This is a genomic window from Microbacterium sp. VKM Ac-2870 (genome assembly GCF_015350795.1).
Lineage (GTDB): Bacteria > Actinomycetota > Actinomycetes > Actinomycetales > Microbacteriaceae > Microbacterium.
Genome location: NZ_JADKSH010000002.1, coordinates 28,462 through 50,404, shown reverse-complemented (window position 1 = coordinate 50,404; position 21,943 = coordinate 28,462). Strand labels below are relative to the sequence as shown.

At 69.0% G+C, this 21,943-nt stretch carries 19 protein-coding genes; 8 read left to right on the top strand and 11 right to left on the bottom strand.

Annotation, left to right across the window (positions count from 1 at the left end):
- Positions 1–5: 5 nt before the first annotated feature.
- From ITJ43_RS04195 to xylA, 4 genes are all read right to left on the bottom strand, one after another.
- Complete coding sequence (locus ITJ43_RS04195) at positions 6–1,250, bottom strand: sugar ABC transporter substrate-binding protein (RefSeq protein ID WP_323741121.1); 1,245 nt, start codon at positions 1,248–1,250, stop codon at positions 6–8.
- A gap of 121 nt (positions 1,251–1,371) precedes the next feature.
- Positions 1,372–2,376: a LacI family DNA-binding transcriptional regulator gene (locus ITJ43_RS04190; protein WP_194582585.1), complete on the bottom strand. Its 1,005-nt coding sequence runs from the start codon at positions 2,374–2,376 to the stop codon at positions 1,372–1,374.
- Between the two features lie 264 nt (positions 2,377–2,640).
- A complete protein-coding gene (locus ITJ43_RS04185; RefSeq protein WP_194582576.1) occupies positions 2,641–3,963 on the bottom strand; it encodes an FGGY family carbohydrate kinase in 1,323 nt (440 codons plus the stop codon).
- Positions 3,964–4,043: 80 nt separating this feature from the next.
- On the bottom strand, positions 4,044–5,231 hold the full coding sequence (gene xylA, locus ITJ43_RS04180; RefSeq protein WP_194582574.1) for a xylose isomerase: 1,188 nt from the start codon (positions 5,229–5,231) through the stop codon (positions 4,044–4,046).
- Positions 5,232–5,345: 114 nt separating this feature from the next.
- On the opposite strand from xylA, the gene ITJ43_RS04175 reads away from it, so the two are divergent.
- On the top strand, positions 5,346–6,518 hold the full coding sequence (locus ITJ43_RS04175; RefSeq protein ID WP_194582572.1) for an ROK family transcriptional regulator: 1,173 nt from the start codon (positions 5,346–5,348) through the stop codon (positions 6,516–6,518).
- A gap of 23 nt (positions 6,519–6,541) precedes the next feature.
- On the opposite strand, the gene ITJ43_RS04170 is transcribed toward ITJ43_RS04175, so the two are convergent.
- Entirely contained in the window at positions 6,542–7,540 is a 999-nt protein-coding gene (locus tag ITJ43_RS04170; protein WP_194582570.1) for a LacI family DNA-binding transcriptional regulator, read from the bottom strand.
- Positions 7,541–7,707: 167 nt separating this feature from the next.
- Here ITJ43_RS04170 and ITJ43_RS04165 point away from each other — a divergent pair, with 167 nt between their 5' ends.
- From ITJ43_RS04165 to ITJ43_RS04150, 4 genes are read left to right on the top strand one after another with little or no spacing between them, the layout of a single operon-like run.
- Positions 7,708–8,994 carry an ABC transporter substrate-binding protein gene (locus ITJ43_RS04165; RefSeq protein ID WP_194582568.1) on the top strand — a complete coding sequence of 429 codons (1,287 nt, stop codon included), beginning with the start codon at positions 7,708–7,710 and terminating at the stop codon, positions 8,992–8,994.
- A 7-nt stretch (positions 8,995–9,001) separates the two neighbouring features.
- Positions 9,002–10,024: a carbohydrate ABC transporter permease gene (locus ITJ43_RS04160; RefSeq protein ID WP_416361059.1), complete on the top strand. Its 1,023-nt coding sequence runs from the start codon at positions 9,002–9,004 to the stop codon at positions 10,022–10,024.
- A complete protein-coding gene (locus tag ITJ43_RS04155; RefSeq protein ID WP_194582559.1) occupies positions 10,021–10,929 on the top strand; it encodes a carbohydrate ABC transporter permease in 909 nt (302 codons plus the stop codon). The genes ITJ43_RS04160 and ITJ43_RS04155 overlap by 4 nt, the downstream gene beginning before the upstream one ends.
- A gap of 5 nt (positions 10,930–10,934) precedes the next feature.
- The gene (locus tag ITJ43_RS04150; RefSeq protein WP_194582557.1) at positions 10,935–13,253 is read left to right on the top strand and encodes a beta-glucosidase family protein; all 2,319 of its coding nucleotides are present in this window, start codon (positions 10,935–10,937) and stop codon (positions 13,251–13,253) included.
- Between the two features lie 137 nt (positions 13,254–13,390).
- Here ITJ43_RS04150 and ITJ43_RS04145 read toward each other — a convergent pair whose 3' ends face one another.
- Positions 13,391–14,905 carry an alpha-N-arabinofuranosidase gene (locus tag ITJ43_RS04145; RefSeq protein ID WP_194582555.1) on the bottom strand — a complete coding sequence of 505 codons (1,515 nt, stop codon included), beginning with the start codon at positions 14,903–14,905 and terminating at the stop codon, positions 13,391–13,393.
- Positions 14,906–14,965: 60 nt separating this feature from the next.
- Between ITJ43_RS04145 and ITJ43_RS04140 the strand changes: the two genes are divergently transcribed.
- The gene (locus ITJ43_RS04140; RefSeq protein WP_228495474.1) at positions 14,966–15,568 is read left to right on the top strand and encodes a sugar O-acetyltransferase; all 603 of its coding nucleotides are present in this window, start codon (positions 14,966–14,968) and stop codon (positions 15,566–15,568) included.
- Positions 15,569–15,590: 22 nt separating this feature from the next.
- Here ITJ43_RS04140 and ITJ43_RS04135 read toward each other — a convergent pair whose 3' ends face one another.
- From ITJ43_RS04135 to ITJ43_RS04115, 5 genes are all read right to left on the bottom strand, one after another.
- Positions 15,591–16,082, bottom strand: coding sequence for a glutaminase (locus ITJ43_RS04135; protein ID WP_194582551.1), 492 nt, complete (start codon positions 16,080–16,082; stop codon positions 15,591–15,593).
- Entirely contained in the window at positions 16,079–16,774 is a 696-nt protein-coding gene (locus tag ITJ43_RS04130) for an SDR family oxidoreductase (RefSeq protein ID WP_194582548.1), read from the bottom strand. The genes ITJ43_RS04135 and ITJ43_RS04130 overlap by 4 nt, the downstream gene beginning before the upstream one ends.
- A 52-nt stretch (positions 16,775–16,826) precedes the next feature.
- Positions 16,827–18,053: a saccharopine dehydrogenase family protein gene (locus tag ITJ43_RS04125; protein WP_194582546.1), complete on the bottom strand. Its 1,227-nt coding sequence runs from the start codon at positions 18,051–18,053 to the stop codon at positions 16,827–16,829.
- A gap of 50 nt (positions 18,054–18,103) precedes the next feature.
- Positions 18,104–19,654, bottom strand: a complete 1,551-nt coding sequence (locus tag ITJ43_RS04120) for an APC family permease (protein ID WP_194582544.1) — start codon at positions 19,652–19,654, stop codon at positions 18,104–18,106.
- A gap of 157 nt (positions 19,655–19,811) precedes the next feature.
- Positions 19,812–20,402 carry a TetR/AcrR family transcriptional regulator gene (locus ITJ43_RS04115; protein WP_194582542.1) on the bottom strand — a complete coding sequence of 197 codons (591 nt, stop codon included), beginning with the start codon at positions 20,400–20,402 and terminating at the stop codon, positions 19,812–19,814.
- A 96-nt stretch (positions 20,403–20,498) separates the two neighbouring features.
- Here ITJ43_RS04115 and ITJ43_RS04110 point away from each other — a divergent pair, with 96 nt between their 5' ends.
- Both ITJ43_RS04110 and ITJ43_RS04105 read left to right on the top strand, forming a co-directional pair.
- Positions 20,499–20,885 (top strand): DUF1304 domain-containing protein, encoded by a 387-nt coding sequence (locus ITJ43_RS04110; protein ID WP_194582540.1) that lies wholly within the window; start codon positions 20,499–20,501, stop codon positions 20,883–20,885.
- Positions 20,886–20,930: 45 nt separating this feature from the next.
- Positions 20,931–21,941, top strand: coding sequence for an NADP-dependent oxidoreductase (locus tag ITJ43_RS04105; RefSeq protein ID WP_194582538.1), 1,011 nt, complete (start codon positions 20,931–20,933; stop codon positions 21,939–21,941).
- Positions 21,942–21,943: the final 2 nt, after the last annotated feature.

Genomic DNA, 21,943 nt, shown 5'->3' with positions numbered 1-21,943 from the left:
GCGTGTCATCGCGACGCGGCGGCCTGCGCGGCCTTCAGCGCGTCGGCGGGTGAGGATGATCCGCTCAGCGCATTCTGCACGGCGGTGTAGAGCTGCTCCGAGATGGTGGCGTACTTCACTCCGAGGTTGTCGGCGGTGCGCGGCTTCGCGTCGGCGACCGCCGTGATCCATCCCTGGAGGGTGGGATCGGCCTTCAGCTGCGCGTCCTGGCCCGCCTTTGTCGGTGCGACGTAGCCCAGCGCATCCGCGGCGGCGTTGCCCGCCGTGAGGCAGTTGACGATCTTCACCGAGGTCGCGTAGCGCGCGGCATCCTTCTGCACCGGGATGGTGAGGAACTCGCCGCCCGTGGGTGCCGGAGCGGCCCCGCCGCTCTCCCCGGGGATCTGGATGACTTTGTAGCCAGCCTTGTCGGCGTCGCCCTGGAACCACGAGCCGTTCTCCGCGAACGCGTACTCGCCGGTCTTGAACTCGTCCCAGCTGGTGCCCTGCGTGTTCTGCAGCACGGAGTTCGGGGCGAGTCCCTTCTTCACCCAGTCGGTCCACAGCTGCAATGACGACTGCGCCGCCGAGGAGTCGAGCTGAGTGAGATCGGCTTTGGCGCCCCAGAACCACGGCAGGAACTGGAACGACCCTTCCTCGGTGCCGACGGCGGAGAAGGTGATGCCCTTCTTGCCCGCAGCCACGACCTTCTCCAGAGCAGCGGTGAGGCTCGCCCAGTCCGTCACCGTCGCGATGTCGACCCCCGCTGCGCTGAGTACCGTCGGGTTGTAGTAGAGGCCGAGGGTGTTGGCGCCGACCGGCACACCGTAGGTCTTTCCGTCGACCTGTCCCGCCGTGAGGATGTTGTCCTGAATGTCGGCGGTGTCGAGCCCCGAGTCGGCGTTCGACGTGAGCAGTCCGGCCGCGGCCAGCGTCGGAACCTTCGGGTTGTCGATGAGCGCGACATCGGGAAGGTTGGGTGCCGCGGTGGTGAGGTCTTTGACCGTGTCACCGGTGTTGCTGGCGGTGCGCTTGATCGTGATGCCGAGTTCGCTCGCGCACACATCGATGGCCTTCGCCCACGCCGACGAGGAGTCGCGGTCGGGGTACGGATCCCACAGGTTATAGGTTCCGCCGGCGCTGCCGGACATACCGCCCGTACCGCTGCCGGACGGGGATGATGAGCAGCCGGCCAGCGCCGTCGCGGTGACGGCGATGCCGATGCCGATGATGGTGGCCCCGACGATGCGGGCCGAATGTGTGATGTGCACGGTATTCCTCTCTGAATGCCTGTTTTCGCGTAAGCGATCGAACCGGTTCGATGTTGTCGATGGATGATCGCCGAGCTCCGTGCTCGGCGTTCGGGGGTGTGCGGGTCAGCACCTCAGCCGGTCAGCGTGTGCTGCCCCGATCAGTGAGCTCGGGCGCGATGAAGCGAACGATCGGTGATCCCGCACCGTCGGCGTCTTGCATCCTGCGCACGAGCGCCTGGACCGCGGCGCGGCCCAGTTTGTCGGGGGATGTCTCTATCGCCGTGTAGGGCAGCGAGAACAGCCGGCCGAAGTCTTCGGTGTAGATACCCACGACCGAGAGGTCGTCGGGAACGCGCACGCCGCGGGCGTTGAGCACCCACGGCAGCGCGGCGATCATCGCGTCGTTGTGAACGATGACGGCGGTCGCCGCGGGGCGTTCGTCGAGGATCGCATGGAGGGCCTCGTTGATGGCGGGCTGCTCGGTCTGTCCCCAGTACGGGTGAATACGCAGACCGTAGCGCGCGGCACGTTCGAGGGCGGCATCGCGAAAGCGCCACGCATACGCTCCACCACGTGCGATGACGTGCTCGTGCGGCGAAATGAGGACGATCTCACGGTGGCCGCGCGCGTGCAGGTGATCGACGAGCATGCGCGCCGACTCCCCGAAGTCGAGATCGAAGACGTCGAGACCGTGCGTGTCCTTCGGCAGACCGACCAGCGCGCCCGGCTGGCGGGCGGCGCGCAGCATCGGGATGCGCGGGTCGTCGTGGGCCACGTTGAGCAGCACCACGCCGTCGACCATCTCCGAATCGGTCACGCGCCGCAGGGCCTGCGGCCCGTCGTCCTCGGTCATCATCAGGACGTCGTAACCCGCCTCGCGGGCAGCCTCGGTAATCGGCAGAACGTACTGCAGCATGGCGGGCGAGAACTCGTCGCGGAAGAACTGGACCAGCAGACCGATGACCATCGTCTGCGATGTGGCGAGAGCGCGGGCGCCCGCGTTCGGCGTGAAGTCGAGCTCGCGGATCGCCTGCTCGATGCGCCCGCGGGTCTCCTCCGAGATCGTGCGTTTGCCGGAGAGCGCGTACGAGACGGTACTGCGTGAAACACCGGCAACCCGCGCGACGTCTCCGATCGTTGCCACGATGCCTCCTTGTTCTTCGTCGAACCCGTTCGACCAGCTCGGCGGCGCGAGATGGGTGAAAACTGTCGACCGCACCATCGAATCCCGCGACATCATCGAACGATGTCGCATCAGACGCGGATTGCTGCGTATCGACAAGGACAAGCTAATCGAACCGGTTCGCTTCCGCAAGAGGACATCTCCCTCGCGATCCCGAGCCGACCGGGCGCGGCGGATGCCGCGCCCGACGACCAGAAGTGAGACGGCCGCGCTCGACGTCTGTGATCAGGAGGTGATCTCGACGTCCTCGCTCTCGGCGGCGATGCGCGCGGCCTGACGGGCCGCGCCGAGCGCGACGTACTCCCCCGCGGCAGGCACTTCGACGGGCACACCCAGCACCTCCGGGGCGATCCGACGCACCGCTTCAGACTGCGCCCCGCCGCCGACGAGCAGCGCCCGCTCGATCGGCACGCCGAGCCCGCGGATCGCGTCGAGACCGGCGGAGAGCCCGCGCAGCATGCCCTCGACCGCCGCCCGCGCGAGGTTCTCGCGGGTCGTGGAGGCGAGGGTCATACCGGTGAGCTCGGCGGTCGCATCGGGCAGGTTGGGCGTGCGCTCCCCCTCGAAGTACGGCAGCAGCCTGAGTCCGGCCGCACCGGGTGCCGCGGCGAGGGCGAGGGCGCTGAGCTCGGCATGGTCGACGGCGAGCAGTCGCGCGATCGCGTCGAGCACGCGGGCCGCGTTGAGGGTCGCGACCAGCGGAAGGAAGTTCCCGCCGGCGTCCGCGAAGCCCGCAACCGTGCCGGTCGGGTCGATCGTGCGCTCGGCGCTGACGGCGAACACCGTGCCGCTGGTTCCGATCGAGACGACCACGTCACCCAGCCGGGCGCCCACGCCGAGGGCGGCGGCGGCGTTGTCGCCCGCTCCCGGGCCGACGCGGCGGCCCACGGCATCCGTCACCCATCCCGTCGGACCCAGCACGCGCGGCAGGGCGGCGTCGTGCCCCAGAGCGGCGATCAGAAGATCACGGTCGTATCCGCCGGTGGACGGATTCCAGTACCCCGTGCCCGACGCATCCGAGCGATCGGTGACCAGCTCGTCGAACGCAGGCGCGCCTTCGGCTACCGGTCCGAAGCCACGCAGGCGCCAGGTGAGCCAGTCGTGCGGCAGGGCCACGGCGGCGACGGCCTCCGCGTGGGCGGGCTCGGCATCGCGCAGCCAGCGCAGTTTGGTGACGGTAAAGGAAGCCACGGGCACCAGGCCCGTGCGCGCGGCGAGCTCGTCGGCGCCGAACTCGGCGATCAGGTCCGTCGCGGCACCCGCCGAGCGCGTGTCGTTCCACAACAGGGCGTCACGGACGACCGCACCGCGCGCGTCGAGTGCGACCATGCCGTGCTGCTGCCCGCCGATCGCCCACGCCTCCACGTCGTCCATGCCCCCGGCATCCGCGATCGCCGTCTGCAGCGCGCTCCACCACGCGTCGGGATCGACGCTGGTCCCGTCGGGGTGCGCGGCACGGCCGGTGCGGACAACGGCACCGGTGGCCGTGTCGACGATGACGACCTTGCACGACTGCGTCGACGAGTCGACGCCCATCACGAGTGCCATCTCGGCATCCTCTCTTCAGGCACCGCCGCCACCCACCGAGACATCGCATCGGTGTCCTGGTGGGTGGGCGGGTTGGCGGGTCAGCGCGCGCCGAGCAGGTGCTCGGTGGCCAGCTGCTGCAGCCGCACGAAGCCGAAGCCCTTGCCGCCCAGGTATGCGTCGGTGTCGAAGTCCTCGTAGGCCGAGCGGTCGGCGACGAAGTCGTCGTAGCTCTCGCCCTCCGCGAACGTCGGCTGTGCGAGCTCGGCCACGCGGGCGGCGGTCAGCGCCTCCTGCACCTCGGGGTCGGCGCGGAACGCGGCCGCACGCTCCTTCAACAGCAGGTAGGTGCGCATGTTGGCGGATGCCGAGTCCCAGACGCCCGTCTCGTCTTCGGTGCGCGACGGCTTGTAGTCGAAGTGACGCGGACCCTCGTATGCCTGGCCACCGTTCGGGCCGCCGTTTTCGAGGAGGTCGACGAGCGCGAACGCGTTGTGGAGGTCGCCGTGACCGAACACGAGGTCCTGGTCGTACTTGATGCCGCGCTGGCCGTTGAGGTCGATGTGGAAGAGCTTGCCGTGGTACAGCGCCTGGGCGATTCCGGCGGCGAAGTTCAGGCCCGCCATCTGCTCGTGACCCACCTCGGGGTTGAGGCCCACCAGTTCGGGACGCTCGAGCGAGTTGATGAACGCGAGCGCGTGGCCCACGGTCGGCAGCAGGATGTCGCCGCGGGGCTCGTTGGGCTTGGGCTCGATCGCGAAGCGGATGTCGTACCCCTTGTCGACGACGTAGTCGCCGAGGAAGTTGACGGCCTCGCGGTAACGCTCCAGCGCCTGGCGGATGTCCTTCGCGGAGTCGTACTCGGCGCCCTCACGGCCACCCCACATGACGAAGGTCTGAGCACCCAGCTCGGCACCGAGGTCGATCTGGCGGAGCACCTTGCGGATGGCGAAGCGGCGCACGTCGCGGTCGTTCGACGTGAATCCGCCGTCTTTGAAGACGGGGGCGCTGAACAGGTTCGTGGTGACCATCGGGACCTTCAGGCCCGTGGCATCCAGGGCACCCTTCAGACGATCGATCTGGTGCTGACGCTCCGCGTCGCTCGATCCGAACGGGAACAGGTCGTCATCGTGGAACGTGAGCCCGTAGGCGCCGAGCTCGGCGAGCTTCTCGACGGCGTGCACGACGTCGAGCGGCGGGCGGGTCGGACCACCGAACGGGTCGGTGCCGTTGTAGCCGATGGTCCAGAGACCGAAGGTGAACTTGTCGGCGGGGGTCGGGGTGGTCATGACGCTCCTTCGCGAAGACGTGCGCGAGGCACTTTTGTTGTTAGCAACAACCTATACCACGACGCACCCCCGGTCCACCACGTCGTGAGGCCCGCGCACCTCTAGGGTTGACGCGTGGCACGGGCAGAGGGAACGGTCGAGGGCGTGAGGCGCGCCAACCTCTCGCGCGTGCTCCGCCTGGTGCACGAAGACGGCCCCCTCTCACGTGCCGCACTCACCGAGCTCACCGGCCTGAACCGCTCCACGATCGGCGCCCTCGTGGCCGATCTGGTGGGCGCCGGACTCGTCAGCGAAGGCGCCCCCGAGGCTCAGCGTCGCGTCGGACGCCCCTCCCCGTCGGTGGCCGCAGCCTCCGACGTCGTCGCGATCGCCGTCAACCCCGAAGTCGACGCGCTGACCATCGCGGCCGTCGGCCTGGACCGAGCCATCGTGCTGCGGGAGCGCATCGATCTCGCAGGTCTCATCTCGGCGGAGGAAGCGGCTTCCCTCACCGCCGATGTCATCGCGCGGTGGCGCCGTGACACGCTCGCCGACCACCGCATCGCCGGCATCGGGCTCGCTGTGCCGGGACTCGTGCGCGCCGCCGACGGGCTGGTGCGCCGTGCGCCGCACCTGGACTGGACGGATGCACCGTTGCGCGACGACCTCATACGCGCCACCGGCCTGCCGACCGCGATCGACAACGACGCAACCCTCGGCGCCCTCGCCGAGAGCATGTACGGCGCGGGACGCGGCATCAGCGATCTGATCTACCTCAACGGTGGGGCGAGCGGCATCGGCGGCGGACTCGTGATCGGCGGGCATCTCGTGCGAGGCGCCGGCGGCTACGCGGGCGAGCTCGGGCAGAACCGGCCCGGTATCGCACACCCCGCCGACCGCCGATCGGGAGTGCAGGGCACCCTCGAAGACGAGGTGAGCCGATCGCGCCTGTTGGCCGTGGTGAGCCTGCACAGCGCCGACGAGCCGACGCTCGAGCACGCGATCCGCACGTCGCAGAGCGTCGAGGTCGCCGCGGAGGTCGAGCGCCAGCGCCGCATCCTCGCGACCGCGCTCGCCAACGCCGTCAACGTGCTGAACCCCTCGACCGTGGTGCTCGGCGGCTTCTTGGCCACCATCTTGGAACAGGATGCCGACGCACTTCTGGCCGCGGTGCGCGACCAAGCCATGGCGATGAACGTGGAGGAGCTTCAGCTGCGATCCGCCGCGCTCGGCCCCGACCGTCTGCTGGTCGGTGCCGCCGAGATGGCCTTCGACGCGCTCCTGACCGATCCGCTCGACGTCGCCTGACGCCCGGTATCCGGCGCGTCGACTCAGCGCAGCGGTGCGGTGGTCGCCCGCGGGATCAGCCGTGTCGGCAGCATGAGATGGGTCGCCTCCGGCATCGCCCCGGTGAGCATCGTCACCAGCATCCTCGCCGCCTCGGCGCCGAGGCGCTGAATCGGCTGGCGGACGGTGCTGAGTGGGCGCGCGGTGAGAAACGCCTCGGGGATGTCGTCGAAGCCGATCACCGACAGGTCGCCGGGCACATCGAGGCCGAGGTCGGCGGCGACCTCGATGAGCCCCAGGGCCGTGCGGTCGTTGGCGGCGAACACGGCCGTGGGCCGATCGGGCTGCTGCAGCAGCGCCCTGCCGACGACCCGCACCGTGTCGGGGTCGTACATGCCGACGGCGACGAGCGCGGGGTCGAACCGGATGCCGGCTTGGCGCAGTGCCCGCCGGTAGCCCGCCTCGCGCATCTCGGACGAGCGGAGTTCGGGGCGCCCGGCAAGAAAGCCGATGCGGCGATGACCGAGTTCGATGAGATGCGCGGTCGCCTCGAATCCGCCGGTGAGGCTGTCGGATTCGACCGAGGGGATGTCGACCCGTCCCGAGTGAGGGTCGACGGCGACGATCGGCACGTCGGCGTTCACGCCGACGACGGTCGGCGTGACCATGATCGCGGCATCGATCAGAGTGCCGCTCAGGCGGCTGAGCGAGCGACGCTCCCACCCCTGTGGGTCGCTGTCGCGGGCACCGGCGTACGCGAGCAGGTCGTACCGATGGCTGCTGAGCGCGGCGCCGACGCCCTTCAGGACCTCGGCACTGAAGGGCTCGAAGTCCGAGACGAGCACCCCCACCACCCCGGTGCGGCGTGAACGCATGCTGCTCGCCACGAGGCTCGATTCGTACCCGAGTTCGGCGACGGCATCGAGCACGCGCGAGACGGTGGCGCTGGCCACGCCGTAGCGCCCGTTGACCGCTTTGGACACCGTGGCGACGGAGACGCCGGCAGCTCTGGCGACGTCATGGATGGTGGCTCTGTGACTCACGGTGGTGATCCTACGGGTGAGGAAACGTTATTGAAAAGGTTTTTGAAAACGTTTGACGCCGTTGACAACAAATGGACACACTGGGCTCATTCCGGCCCGAACACCTGCCGGGATGCTCCGTGCCCCGAATGTCCGGGGTGAGGCTCAATGAGGAGGACAGGAATCACATGAAGGCGAAAAAGATCCTGACCGGAGCGGCGCTCCTGGTCGTGGGCGCGCTCGGGCTCAGCGCCTGTAGCGGCTCCGGTGACGCGGGCAGCAACGGCAAGGTCGAGATGACGCTGTGGCAGAACTCGACGACCGGCGCCGGTCAGCAGTTCTGGAAAGACGCCATCGCGGCGTTCGAGAAGGCGAACCCGAACGTCACCATCACGATGCAGTCCGTGCAGAACGAAGACATGGACGGCAAGCTCCAGACCGCACTGAACGCGGGCGATGCCCCCGACATCTTCCTGCAGCGCGGCGGCGGCAAGCTCGCGGCGATGGTGCAGGCGGGTCAGCTGATGGATCTCACCGACAAGATCAGCGACACCGCGAAGTCGGAGATCTCCGAGGGCTCGTTCAAGGCCGAGACCTACCAGGACAAGGTGTGGGCGATGCCGCTCGCCGTGCTGCCCAGCGGCTTCTGGTACAGCTCCGACCTGTTCACGAAGGCGGGCATCACCACGGCCCCCACGACGATCAGCGACCTCGAGTCGGCGGTCGGCAAGCTGAAGAGCTCGGGCGTTGCGCCCATCGCTCTCGGCGGCAAGGACGCCTGGCCGGCCGCGCACTGGTATTACAACTTCGCACTGCGCGAATGCAGCGCGCAGACGCTCGAGAAGACGGGCGACTCGAAGGACTTCAGCGACGGATGCTGGTTGAAGGCCGCGGAGGACCTCAACGACTTCGCCGAGACGAAGCCGTTCAACGAGGGCTTCCTGACCACGTCGGCCCAACAGGGCGCCGGAAGCTCGGCGGGTCTCGTGGCCAACCACCAGGCCGCCATGGAGCTCATGGGCGCGTGGGACCCGGGCGTGATCGCCTCGCTCACCCCCGACGAGAAGCCGCTTCCCGACCTCGCCTGGTTCCCCTTCCCGGAGATCTCCGGCGGACAGGGCGAGCCCGGCGCGATGATGGGCGGCGTCGACGGGTACTCGTGCTCGGTCAAGGCACCCAAGGAGTGCGCCGACTTCCTGAACTTCATCGCTTCGGCCGACCAGCAGAAGGCGTACTACGCGGCGTTCAGCGCGCCGCCGGTCAACAAGACCGCTCAGGCGGCCGTCAAAGAGCCCTACCTGCAGGAGGTCCTCGCCGCCTACAACAAGGCGCCGTTCGTGTCGCAGTGGCTCGACACCGTGCTCGGTCAGAACGTCGGCAACGCGCTCAACGTCGCCGTCGTCGACCTGCTGGCGGGCAAGAGCGACCCGAAGCAGATGATCCAGTCGGTCACCGACGCGGCCAAGAAGGGCTGATCGGATCGTGTCCCTTCGCGAGACCTCCGTGGCCGTCACCGACCCGGAGACGGATCTCGCGCAGCACGGCGGGGGCGGCGTGACGCCGCCCCCGCCCCTGCCGCGCCGCCGTCCCCGTGGGCTGGGATGGGCCGGCAGACTCGAAATCGCGCTCCTGGTCGGCCCCGCGCTGGTCATGTTCCTCGGTTTCGTGATCTTCCCCGTCGTGATGGCGGCGTTCTACGGCTTCTTCCGGTGGCAGGGCTACGGCGCTCCGACCGATTTCGTCGGACTGCAGAATTACCTGACGATCCTCACCGACCCGACCTTCATCGAGGCGCTCGGCCACAACGGCTTCATCGTGATCGCCTCGATCGTGCTGCAGGGCCCGATCGCCGTGCTGCTCGCGCTACTGCTGAACCGCCGGATGCGCGGTCAGTCGATCATCCGCGTGCTGATGTTCGTGCCGTACGTCATCGCCGAGGTCGTCGTCGGCACCGGCTTCGGGCTCATGCTGCAGACGCAGGGCGCCCTCAACGGGATGCTGGAAAGCGTGGGGCTGGGCGCGTTCGCGCACGACTGGATCGCCGACCCGGCGATCGCCATCTGGACGCTGATGGCGATCCTGACCTGGAAGTACGTCGGCTTCGCCGTCATCCTCTTCCTCGCAGGGCTCCAGGGCATCCCCGAGGAGCTCTACGAGGCCGCCGCCCTGGACGGCGCCGGCTACTGGCAGGCGCACTGGCGCATCACGCTCCCGCTGCTGGCACCCACGCTGCGCATCTGGGCGTTCCTCTCGATCATCGGCGCCCTGCAGTTGTTCGATCTCGTCTACATCATCTGGGGTCAGTACGTCGCGTCGACGGCCGGCACCTCCACGATGGCGACCTACATGGTCGTCAACGGCCGCAACGCCGGCAACTACGGCTACGGCAACGCGGTCGCCGTGGTCATCTTCGTCATCTCGCTCATCGTGGCCCTCATCTACCAGCGCTTCGTGCTGCGACGAGACACCGCTGGTGCCATCACCGAAGGGAAGAAGACGCGATGAGCGCTCTCACCGCCGACACCGCCACTGTCACCCCCTCGACGGGTTCACGCACACAGCGAGGATCCGGCCCGCGGCGCGCGAAGGAGCGCCTGCCCTGGGGCAGCCCGCTGGTCTACTTCATCGCGCTCGTGGTGATCGCCCTCATGCTCACCCCGGTGCTGTACATCGTCATCGGTGGGTTCCGCAGCAACTCGCAGATCACCGTCGACCCCGCCGGATGGCCCGACCCGTGGAACGCGCAGAACTACCTGACGGTGCTCACCGGTCCGCAGTTCTGGCGCCAGGTGCTCAACTCGGTCATCGCCGCCACCGCCACCACGGCGGGCGTGGTCGCGCTCGGCCTCATGGCCAGCTACGTCATCGCGCGCTACCCGTTCCGCGGGCGCGGGGTGCTGTACGCGCTGTTCGCGGCGGGGCTGATGTTTCCGATCACCGTGGCGATCACGCCGCTGTACATCGTGATCCGCGACCTCGGGCTCATGAACTCGCTGGCGGGCATCATCCTGCCGCAGATCGCGTTCGCTCTGCCCACGACGATCATCATCCTCGTGCCGTTCCTCCGGGCGATTCCCGACGAGATCCAGGAGGCCGCGTTCATCGACGGGTGCAGCCGCCTCGGCTTCTTCTGGCGGATGGTGCTGCCACTGTCGGTGCCGGGCGTGATCACCGTCGGCATCCTGGCGTTCATCGGCAGCTGGAACAGCTACCTGCTGCCCCTGTTCATCCTCAACAACGAGGCGAGCTTCACCCTGCCGCTGGGTGTGCAGGCGTTCTCGTCTCAGTACTCGGTCGACACCGCCAAAGTGCTGGCCTTCACCTCTCTGTCGATGCTTCCTGCGCTGGTGTTCTTCAGCCTGTTCGAGCGTCGCATCGTCGGCGGCCTCACCGGCGCCGTGAAGGGCTGATCCGAATGACGATCTCCGACAACACCTCCCTCGACAACCGCCTTGTGCCACCGCCGTCGCCGCGGGTGGCCGCGCTCATCGAGGCGATGACCCTCGAGCAGAAGGTCGCCCAGCTGGTGGGCTTCTGGGTCGACCAGGGCGATGAGGTGGTGGCGCCGATGGCCGGCGAGATGGCCTCGTCCGACCGGTACGAGCAGATCTCCGCCCACGGCCTCGGTCACCTCACGCGGGTCTACGGCACACGTCCGGTGGATGCCGCGGAGCGGGCGAGCTGGCTCTGGAACGAGCAGCAGCGCTTGCGCGCGGCATCCGGTCACGGCATCGCCGCGATCGTGCACGAGGAGTCGCTCACGGGCTTGGCCGCGTGGCGGGCGGCCACGTTCCCGACGCCGCTGGCGTGGGGCGCGGCGTTCGACCCCGACCTGGTGCATCGGATGGGTCGCCTCATCGGCGACTCGATGCGTGAGCTCGGTGTGCACCAGACACTGGCGCCCGTGCTCGATGTGATCCGCGACCCACGGTGGGGGCGCGTCGACGAGTGCATCGCCGAAGACCCCTACGTGGTGGCAACGATTGCGACGGCGTACGTCCGCGGCATCCAGGATGCCGGCGTGCACGCGACCCTGAAACACTTCGTCGGCTACTCGGCATCGCAAGCCGGTCGCAACCACGCCCCGGTGCACGCCGGTCCGCGTGAGCTCGCCGACGTCTTCCTGCCGCCGTTCGAGATGGCGGTGCGCGACGGCGGGGCGCGGTCGGTGATGAACTCGTACACCGACATCGACGGCATCCCGGTGGCATCCGACCCGACGCTGCTCACCGATCTGCTGCGCGGACAGTGGGGCTTCGACGGCGTCGTCGTGTCGGACTACTTCGCGATCGCGTTCCTCGAGACGATGCACGCCGTCGCGGCCGACCGCACCGAAGCGGCACGTTTGGCGCTGACGGCCGGCATCGATGTCGAACTGCCGAGCGGCGACGCCTACGCGGCGCCGCTGCTGGAGGGTCTGCGCGACGGACGCATCGACGAGGCGCTCGTCGACCGCGCCCTCGCACGCGTGCTCGCCCAGAAGGAGGATCTGGGCCTGCTCGATCCCGACCACAGCGCGGCGCCGACCGAGATCGACCTCGACTCGCCGGCGCACCGCACGGTCGCCCGCGAACTCGCGGAGCGTTCGCTCGTGCTGCTCGCGAACGACGGCACCCTGCCGCTGGGTCCAGAAGGCCGCCCCGGGCGCATCGCGGTCATCGGGCCCAACGGGCACGACGCCTCGGCGCTGATGGGCTGCTACTCCTTCGCCAACCACGTGCTCGCGCATCACCCCGGAACGCCGTTCGGCTTCGAGATCCCGACCGTCGCGGAAGCGCTGCGGGAGGAGCTGCCCGCGGCGTCGGTCGTCTCGGTGGCAGGCTGCGATGTCGAGGGCGATGACCGTTCGGGCTTCGCGGGGGCGGTGGATGCCGCGGCATCCGCCGACGTGGCGATCGTCGTGGTCGGCGACCGGGCGGGCCTGTTCGGCCGCGGCACGGTCGGTGAGGGCAACGACACCGAGAGTCTGGAGCTGCCGGGGGTGCAGCGCGAGCTCGTCGAGCAGGTCGTCGCGACCGGCACCCCCGTGGTGCTCGTCGTGGTGACGGGACGGCCGTACGCCCTGTCATGGGCGCTCGACGGCGACGCCGGCTCGGTGCCGGCCGCAGTGGTGCAGGCGTTCTTCCCCGGCGAGGAGGGCGGCACGGCCATTGCGCGCGTGCTCTCCGGCGCGGTCGCCCCGTCGGGTCGACTGCCCGTGTCGCTTCCGCGATCGGCGGGTGCGCAGCCGTTCTCGTACCTGCATCCGATCCTCGGCGGCGACAGCGATGTGACGAGCGCCGACAGCACGCCCGTGCGCCCCTTCGGCTTCGGCCTCGGGTACACGACGTTCGCGCGCACCGACCTGTCTGCACCGGCGGAGGCGCGGGCCGCGGGGACCTTCGAGGTCGCCGTCACCGTCACCAATACGGGCCACCGCGCGGGCACTGACGTCGTACAGCTGTACGCGCACGACGTGCATGCCAGCGTCGTGCGTCCCGTCGCGCAGTTGCTCGGCTACGCACGCGTCTCGCTCGAGCCGGGCGCATCGGCCCGCGTGCGGTTCGACGTTCCGAGCGCGCGGCTCGCCTTCACCGGTCGCGAGGGGGCGCGCATCGTGGAGCCGGGACGCATCGACCTGTGGGTCGGCGCGTCGGTCGCGGAGCGCGAGACGACGGCCACGATCACCCTCACCGGCACCGCGCACCGGGTGACCCCGGCCGACAGCCGGATCGTGGGGGTACACGTCGAGTAGCGGTCTTTCGCCTCTTCCGCTTCTCGCCGAGAAACGACCTGGCGCCCGAGACGACGATTCGTTTCGGGCGCCAGGTCGCGTTTCGGCGGGGTGGCGGGGGCGGGGGCGGGGGCGGGGTGGCGGGGGGTGAGGTGCGGTCAGGCGAGCGCGAGCTCGACGGTCGCGAACGCGTGCGGCGGCAGCTGCAGGCGCAGCACACTACCCTCCATCGACGCGTTCAGCGGCACGGGGCGGACCGCATCGGGCTGTGCGGGGGTGTTGTGGGCGGCGGCATTCGCGCCGGTCAGCACACGGGCGCCCACGAGCGATACGGCCCGGCCGCGCAGGTCGACGTCCACGCTCAGCGGGCCGTCGACGCCGACGTGGGTGAGCGACAGCAGCGCGGTGCCGTTCTTCGTGGATGCCGACAGCGACAGCGCCGGCACCTCCGCGCCGTCGACGGACACGGTCGGCACGTCGACGCCGCGCGCCGACAGCGACAGCGCGTCGTGGTGACCGACGTTCATCTCGTACACGTGGTACGTCGGGGTCAGCACGAGACCCCCCTCGTCGTCGGTGAGGATCATGGCCTGCAGCACGTTGAGGGTCTGCGCGATGTTGGCCATGCGCAGGCGAGCCGCGTGGCGGTGGAACACGTCGAAGTGGATGCCGGCGACCAGCGCATCGCGCACCGTGTTCTGCTGGAAGAGGAAGCCGGGGTTCGTACCGGGTTCGACACTCCACCACGTGCCCCACTCGTCGCACACGAGGTCGATCTCGCGGTTCGGGTCGTAGGCATCCATCACGGCCTCGTGGGCACGGATCACCCGCTCGATCTCGTACGCCTTGCTGATCGTGCGAACGTACTCGTCGCGCGAGAAAGCCGTCGCCGACTCCTTCTGGATGCCGGTGCCCGCGTGCGTGTAGTAGTGGAAAGAGATCGCCTGGAACGGTGAACGCTGCGGGTCGGGCGCGTTCGACGACGTCGCTGAGGCCATCAGCGCGTGGGTCCACCGGATGTCGTCGTCGGCGGCCCCGGCTGCGATGCGGTACAGGCGGTTGCCATCGTGCTCCTTGCAGAAGGTCGCATACCGCCGGGCGAGCGAGGTGTAGTACTCGGGCGTCATGTTGCCGCCACAGCCCCACGCCTCGTTTCCGAGCCCCCAGAAGGGCACTCGCCACGGTTCGTCGCGCCCGTTCTCGCGGCGCAGACGCGCCATGGGGCTGTCGCCGGAGCGGGTCAGGTACTCCACCCACTCGCTCATCTCCTGCACGGTTCCGCTGCCGACGTTCCCGTTCACGTACGGTTCAGCGCCCAGCATGTCGCAGAGGTCCATGAACTCGTGGGTGCCGAACGCATTGCTCTCGACGACATCGCCCCAGTTGGTGTTGATCATCGTCGGGCGCTCGGCGCGCGGGCCGATGCCGTCGCGCCAGTGGTACTCATCGGCGAAGCATCCGCCGGGCCAGCGGAGGTTCGGCACCTGCAGACGACGGAGGGCCTCCACGACGTCGAGGCGGATGCCGCGCTCGTTCGGAATCGGCGAGTCCTCCCCCACCCAGAACCCGCCGTAGATGCACCGGCCGAGGTGTTCGGCGAAGTGCCCGTAAAGGTGGCGGCTGATCTGCGGACCGGTCACATCGAGGTCGACGGCGGCGCGGGCGATGGTCATGGGGGCTCCCGTTCTGCGGCGGCACCGCCGCGTTCTCATCCTTCCACTAATATGTTCCACATGACAACAAATATGGATCTGGCAGAGCTCATCGAGAGGGACGACGATGTGCGCGCCCTCTTCGCCGGCGACTGGATCCGCTACCGCGCCTCGGCATCCCTGCCCGATCTCACCTGGTACGCGCAGTCGACGTGCGCCCGTATCAACCGGATCTTCTTCGACGATCCCGACGAAGCGCAGCGGCTGTTCCACGAGCTCGTCCCGGGTGCGGGCGAGGGCATCGACTTCCGTCCCCCGCTGAACCTCGACTACGGCGTCGGCCTGGCCATCGGCGACCGCACGTTCATCAACAAGGACTTCCTCATCGTCGGGGGCGGCGCGGTGACGATCGGCGCCGACTGCCTCATCGGTCCGCGCTGCAGCATCTACACGCCCAACCACGCCGAAGAGCGCACGCGCCGCCGCGAGGGCTGGGAGCGCGCATCGTCGGTCACGATCGGCGACAACGTGTGGATCGGCGGATCCGTGACGATCGTCCCGGGTGTGACGATCGGAGACGACAGCATCATCGGCGCCGGCTCGGTGGTCACCCGCGACGTCCCGTCCGGTGTCGTCGCGGTCGGAAACCCCTGCCGCGTCGTGCGCCCGATCCGCGCCGACTGAGCGCGGCCGCGCACGGCGACCCTCAGCGCAGCGACAACTGGTCGTCGAGGTAGTCGGCGAGTGGGCGGCGTGAGCCGGCCGCGTTCCAGACGATGCTCGGGATGCCGTCGACCAGCGACAGCGGTCCCGACGCCTCGCCGCGGCGGACGGCGTCGAGGTCGATCCGCATCGCACCCAGGTGCACCACCTCGCCGTCGGCGAAGCCGCCGCGTGCGGCGGCGGCGGCGCGCTCCGAGCGCGCGCGTTGCGCGTCGGCCGTGTAGCCGCGGACCGCTTCGGTGCGGGCTCGCAGCACGTCGGCGGTCGCGTAGACGGCGGTATCTCCGATGAGCAGGGCCCCCACGTGCCATGCCTCGCCCACGGCGACGATGCGCGGCGCGCGGCCGATGCCGAGCAGACGTCGGGAGTGTGCCCAGTCGCCCAGTCGCTCCCTCGGTGAGCCGGCCAACCGCCGTCGCGCTTCGTCGAAGAGGGCATCGAGCGCGGCGGCGGCGTCGACGGGTTGATCGGTCATCGCGGTCCGGGTCGCACCGTCAGGTCGCTGATCACCGCATCGCGCGGCAGGTCGAGTGCGGTGAGCACCGCCGTCACGACCGACGCCGGATCGATCCAGCGGTCGGGGTCGTACGCCGTCCCCTCCTGGGCGTGCACCTCGGCCTGCATCGGTGTCGCCGTGCGCCCGGGGTACACCGTCGTCACGCGCACACCGTGGGGCGCTTCCTCGCCTCGGAGCGCGTCGGCGAGCGCTTTCAACCCGTGCTTGGATGCCGCGTACGCCGCCCAACCGGGGTGCGCCGCCAGCCCGGCCCCCGAATTGACGAACAACACCTGACCGCGCGCGGCGCGCACCCGGGGCAGCATCAGCCGGGTGAGTTCGGCCGGGGCGACGAGGTTGACGGCGAGCTGACTGGTCCATGCCGATACCGGTAGATCGCCGACGCGACCGAGTTCGACGATGCCGGCGGCGTGCACCACGGCATCGATCCGATCGGGGATGCCGGTGGCATCGCGGACGGCGTCGGCGAGGGTCTCGGGGTGCGCGAGGTCGGCGATGATCGGCACGCTGCCGGGAAACGCGTGCGACAGGTCGTCGGCCCGGGCGCCGTCGCGGACGACGAGCACGAGCTCATCGCCGCGCGCCGCCAGCCGCTCGGCGATGAGGTTGCCGATGCCGGAGCCCGCTCCGGAGATGACGTAGGTGGCCATCTGTCCATCCTCGCACCGGCGGTCCCGTCGAGCGGCGTGGCGAGACCGCCGCTCAGACGGGCTTCTCCTCCATGCCCCACGGCGAGCCGTAGCCGTCGGGAGCGGGAGCGGCGAGCAGATCGAGGAACGGTTTCGCGTCGAAGGCCTCGGGCCCGAGCACCCCCGTGCCCGTCCAGACGCCCGTCGCGAGCAGTTCGAGGGCGATGACCGGGTTGATGGCCGTCTGCCAGACCACGGCCTGCGAGCCGTACTCACGCATCGTGTCCTCGTTGTCGGCGACGTGGTAGAGATACGTCGAGCGGGGGCGGCCATCTTTGCCGGTGCCGGTCACCCAGACCCCGGCGCACGTCTTGCCGCTCATCTTGTCGCCGATGGTCGCCGGGTCGGGAAGGCACGCGGCCACCACGTCGCGCGGCGAGACCTCGACGCCCTTGACGGTCACCTTGTCGGTCTTGTCGAGCCCGAGCTTGTGCAGGGTCTTCAGCACGCCGATGAACTCGTCGCCGAGGCCGTACTTGAATGTCACGCGCTTCGCCTTCGTCCACCGCGGCATCAGGAGAACCTCTTCATGCTCGACGTTCACGCACTCCACTGGACCGATGCCCTCGGGAAAGTCGAAGACCTCCGGCTCGCTGAACGGGGCCGTCGTGTACCAGCCACGGTCGGCTTCATAGATGACCGGCGGGTTCAGGCATTCCTCGATCGTCGTCCAGATCGAGAAAGAGGGAGCGAAGTCGTACCCCGCCACGACGAGGTTGGCACCGTCGCGCACACCGAGCTCGTCGATCTCACGGAACAGGTGGTCTTCGGCGTAGCGGGCGAACACATCCGACAGCCCGGGCTCGACGCCGATACCGACGAGGGCGAGCTGACCGGCATCCTTCCACTGCTGCTCCGCCGCGAACTGCTGGTCGCCGAGCTTGACGCCCGGCAGTGTGTGCGGCTCCTCAGGGTGCGGGTGCGACAGGCTCATCGCCATGTCGAGGTAGGTGGCACCGGCGGCGAGCGCGCCCTCGAAGATGGGCATGACGAAGCGCGGATCGACGGCGTTCAACACATGTGTGATGCCGTGGGCTTCGATGAGGCCGGCCACGGCGTCGGCGCGTGAGGCATCGACGTGGGCGGCCTCGACGCGGGGGTCGCCGACCTCGTCGGCGAGAGCCTGCGGCCTCGCCGGGTCGTAGTCGGCGACCACGAGCTTGTCGAAGAAGTCGCGGCGGACGGCGATGCGGACGGCGGCCGAGCCGACGCCGCCGGCGCCGACGATGAGGATGCGCATGATGTTCCTTGTCGATGTCAGGAGAGAGGATGCGGGAGAGGGCGCCGGCCTCAGATGCCGCCGTCGATCGAGCGGATGATGTCGCCCGGCTCTTCCGGCACGAGCACCGGCGTCTCACGGTTGAGCGCGCGGCCCTGGAAGAACGGCTTCGAGCGGGGGAAGGCGTACCAGACGAACATCAGGACGACCCCGACCAGCAGCGCCCCGATACCGACGACGAACGTGCCGCCGATGCCCAACAGCACCGTGTTGCCGTAGGCGACGTCGTACATGTCGATCGCCGACTGCACGAAGGCGAACGTGAGCATGAGGGCGCCCAGCAGGGGGAAGATGCCCTTCAGCCAGAGGTCGCGGGCGGAGGTGCGCAGGTCGCGGCGGAAGTACCAGACGCAGGCGTAGCCCGTGATCGCGTAGTAGAAGGCGATCGCGAGACCGAGCGACGAGATCGAGTCCTGCAGGATGTTGTCGCTGATGAGCGTCATCCCGAGGTAGTAGCAGATGGCGACCGTACCGCCGACGATCGTCGAGAACGACGGCGTCTTGTACACCGGGTGCACGTTCTTGAAGCGGGCCGGCAGCGCCCGGTAGACGCCCATCGCGAGCGTCCCGCGCGCCGTCGGGAGGATGGTCGTCTGCGTCGACGACACCGCCGAGATCAGCACCGCGACGACGAGCAGCCAGCCCCACGGTCCGAGCAGGCCGTCCTTGACCGCCAGGAAGAAGTCGTCGGCGTTGTCGGCGTTGCCCAGACCCGTGCCGTCTTCGCCGAGCCCTGCGTACATCATCGCCGCGATCGTGACCGACACGTACGTAAAGAGGAGGATCACGGTGGTCAGCAGGGCCGCGCGGCCCGGAATGCGCTTGGGATCCTTCGTCTCCTCATTCAGGGCGAGGCACGAGTCCCATCCCCAGTAGATGAACAGAGCGAGGAGCACGGCTTCGGTGAAGCCGTGGTAGTCGGTGAAGGCGAAGGGGTTCAGCCAGTCCCACTCGAACGGCGTCGCCGCCGGGGCGCTGCCCGCGAAGAACTGCCAGAGCGCGGCGACGACGAACACCGCCAGGGCGAGGTACTGCACCCCGAGCAGCACGTTCTGGATGCGCTCACCGATCTCGACGCCGCGCCAGCTCACCCACGTCATCGCCGCGATGAACACGACCGCGACGAGGATGATGCGCCAATCGTTGTTCTCGAGGCTGAGTCCGAACAGCGCCCAGAAGTAGATCGAGCCGATCTGGGCGAGGTTGGCGAGCACGACCATTCCGGCGATCGCGACGCCCCAGCCGCCCATCCAGCCCACCCAGGGTCCGAACGCCTTCGTACCCCAGGTGAAGGTGGTACCGCAGTCGGGCACCGCGTTGTTGAGCTCGCGGTAGGCGAAGGCGGTGAACAGCATCGGCACGAAGGCGATGATGAAGGCGATCGGCGCCTGCGCACCCACCGCCAACACCACGAAGCCGAGTGTCGCCACCAGGGAGTAAACCGGCGCGGTGGATGCCAGGCCGATGACGGTCGACCCCCACAGCCCCAGCGTGCCTGCGGCGAGCCCTTTGCCGTCGCCGCGTTCCAGATGGATCGGTGTGGTGTTGCCGAAGTCGCTCATTGCCATGCTCCGCCCTCGCGTGGTCATGCGTGCACCGTGGTCCCCAGTGACGCGGTGAGGGAAGACTAGAACGACGATGCATCGGCGCGCGGTGGACGTGAGGGCGAATCTGTGCGCAGACTGTCGCCGCCGCGTCTATTGGGCGGGGTTGCTGCGTTCAGTCGCCGGCGTCAGGTGTGAGCAGTGCGGCGGCGGTCTCGAGACTGTGCACCGCTTCGCGGTGCGAGATCCGCACGAGCGCGAAGGCCGCGACGACCTGGCCGGTGACGGCGTCGGCCAGGCGGGCACGGCGAGCCCGGGATGCCGTGGGCAGCGCCGCCTGCACACCCCGCGCGAACGCGTCGTGCAGTTCTGCGCGATAGTCATCGATGACCCGGGCGACCTCCGCGTCGCGCGCAACCGGTGCTCCCGCGGCGTTGATCAGCAGGCATCCGTGTTCGGCCGGCATCGAACCCACGCGGGCGAACGCATCGGCGAGGCCCCGCAGGTAGTCGGCGAGCGCGTCGGCGGCGACCGTCGGAACCTGCAGCGGCTGCAGCCGCGGGCGGACGATCTCATCGAGGTAGCTCTGCACCGCGGCGTCGAACAACCCCCGCTTGGAATCGAAGGCGTTGTAGATGCTCGATCGGTTCAGACCGGTGGCGGCTTCGAGCCCCGCGATCGAGGCGTCCTCATAGCCGTGCTCCCAGAAGAACTGGCGCGCGGCGCGGACGACCGCCGTGCGGTCGAACTCGCGATTTCTCGCCATGGGCGCCTGCCCCTTTCGGAAACGATCGTTTCAGTATATATTGAAACAGTCAGTTCAGAAACAGTGCGTCTTTCGAGACGCAGAGGAGGAACCCCCATGGTCGTCGTCGGTCTCGTGCTCGCCTCCATCGCGGCACTCGTGCACGTCTTCATCTTCTGGCTGGAATCCATCGGCTGGACCAGCCCGCGCGCCCGCGCCACCTTCGGCACGACCGAGGAAGAGGCGCTGGCCACTCGTGAGATGGCCTTCAACCAGGGCTTCTACAACCTGTTCCTCGCGGTGGTCGTCGCCGTCGGCGTCATCCTGTTCGCCACCGGGTCGACCGCGGCCGGTGCCGCGCTCGTGTTCGCCGGCGCCGGATCCATGGCCGCCGCCGCGCTCGTGCTGCTGCTGTCGAGCCCCGAAAAGGCGGGCGCGGCTCTCAAGCAGGGAACGATCCCCCTCCTTGGCGTGATCGCCCTCGCGATCGGCCTCCTCCTCTGACGCCACCCGCGCCGCCTCCCCGAACCCATCCCACAAGGAGAACGAATGACAGACGTCACCAGCACCCAGATCCAGCTCGCCGCCCGCCCGGTCGGCTGGCCGACTCCCGCCGACTTCCACGTCGCACACGTCACCTACGGCGCCCCGCAGCCGGGCGAGGTACGCGTGCGCAACGAGTTCGTCTCCGTCGACCCCTACATGCGCGGTCGTATGAACGACACCCGCAGCTACGTCGCGCCCTACGCGATCGGCGCGACGATCGCCGGCGGCGCCGTCGGCCGCGTGGTCGCCTCGGCATCCGACGACCTCCCGGTGGGCACCGTGGTGCTGCACCAGCACGGCTGGTCGGACATCGTCCAGGCAGATGCCGCCACGTTCCGCGCGCTCCCCGAGATCCCGGGCATGCCGCTGTCGCTCAACCTGCACATCCTGGGCCTGACCGGCCTGACCGCCTATGTCGGCCTCACCGCGATCGCGAACCTGAAGCCCGGCGACACCGTGTTCGTGTCCGGCGCGGCAGGTGCCGTCGGCACCGCCGTCGGCCAGATCGCCAAGCGCCTCGGCGCCGGTCGCGTGATCGGTTCGGCCGGAACGCCGGAGAAAGTGGCGCTGCTGACCGAGAAGTACGGTTACGACGTCGCGTTCAACTACAAGTCCGCAGATGTGCGCACGCTCCTGGCGGAGGCCGCGCCCGACGGCATCGACGTGTTCTTCGACAACGTCGGCGGCAGCCACCTCGAAGCTGCACTCGACGTGTTCAACGATGGTGGACGGGCTGCGCTCTGCGGTGCGATCGCCGGCTACAACACGACCGAGCGCACACCCGGGCCCGACAACATGTCGAACATGATCACGCGCGGACTGCGGATGCAGGGATTCACCCTCGCCGCATACCTCCACCTCGCTCCCGAGTTCCAGCAGAAGATGAGCGGGTGGTTCGCCGAAGGCGGCATCGCCTATGACGAGACGATCGTCGACGGCATCGAGAACACGGTCGACGCCTTCCTGGCGATGATGCGTGGAGCCAACACCGGAAAGATGCTCGTCCGCGTCTGAGC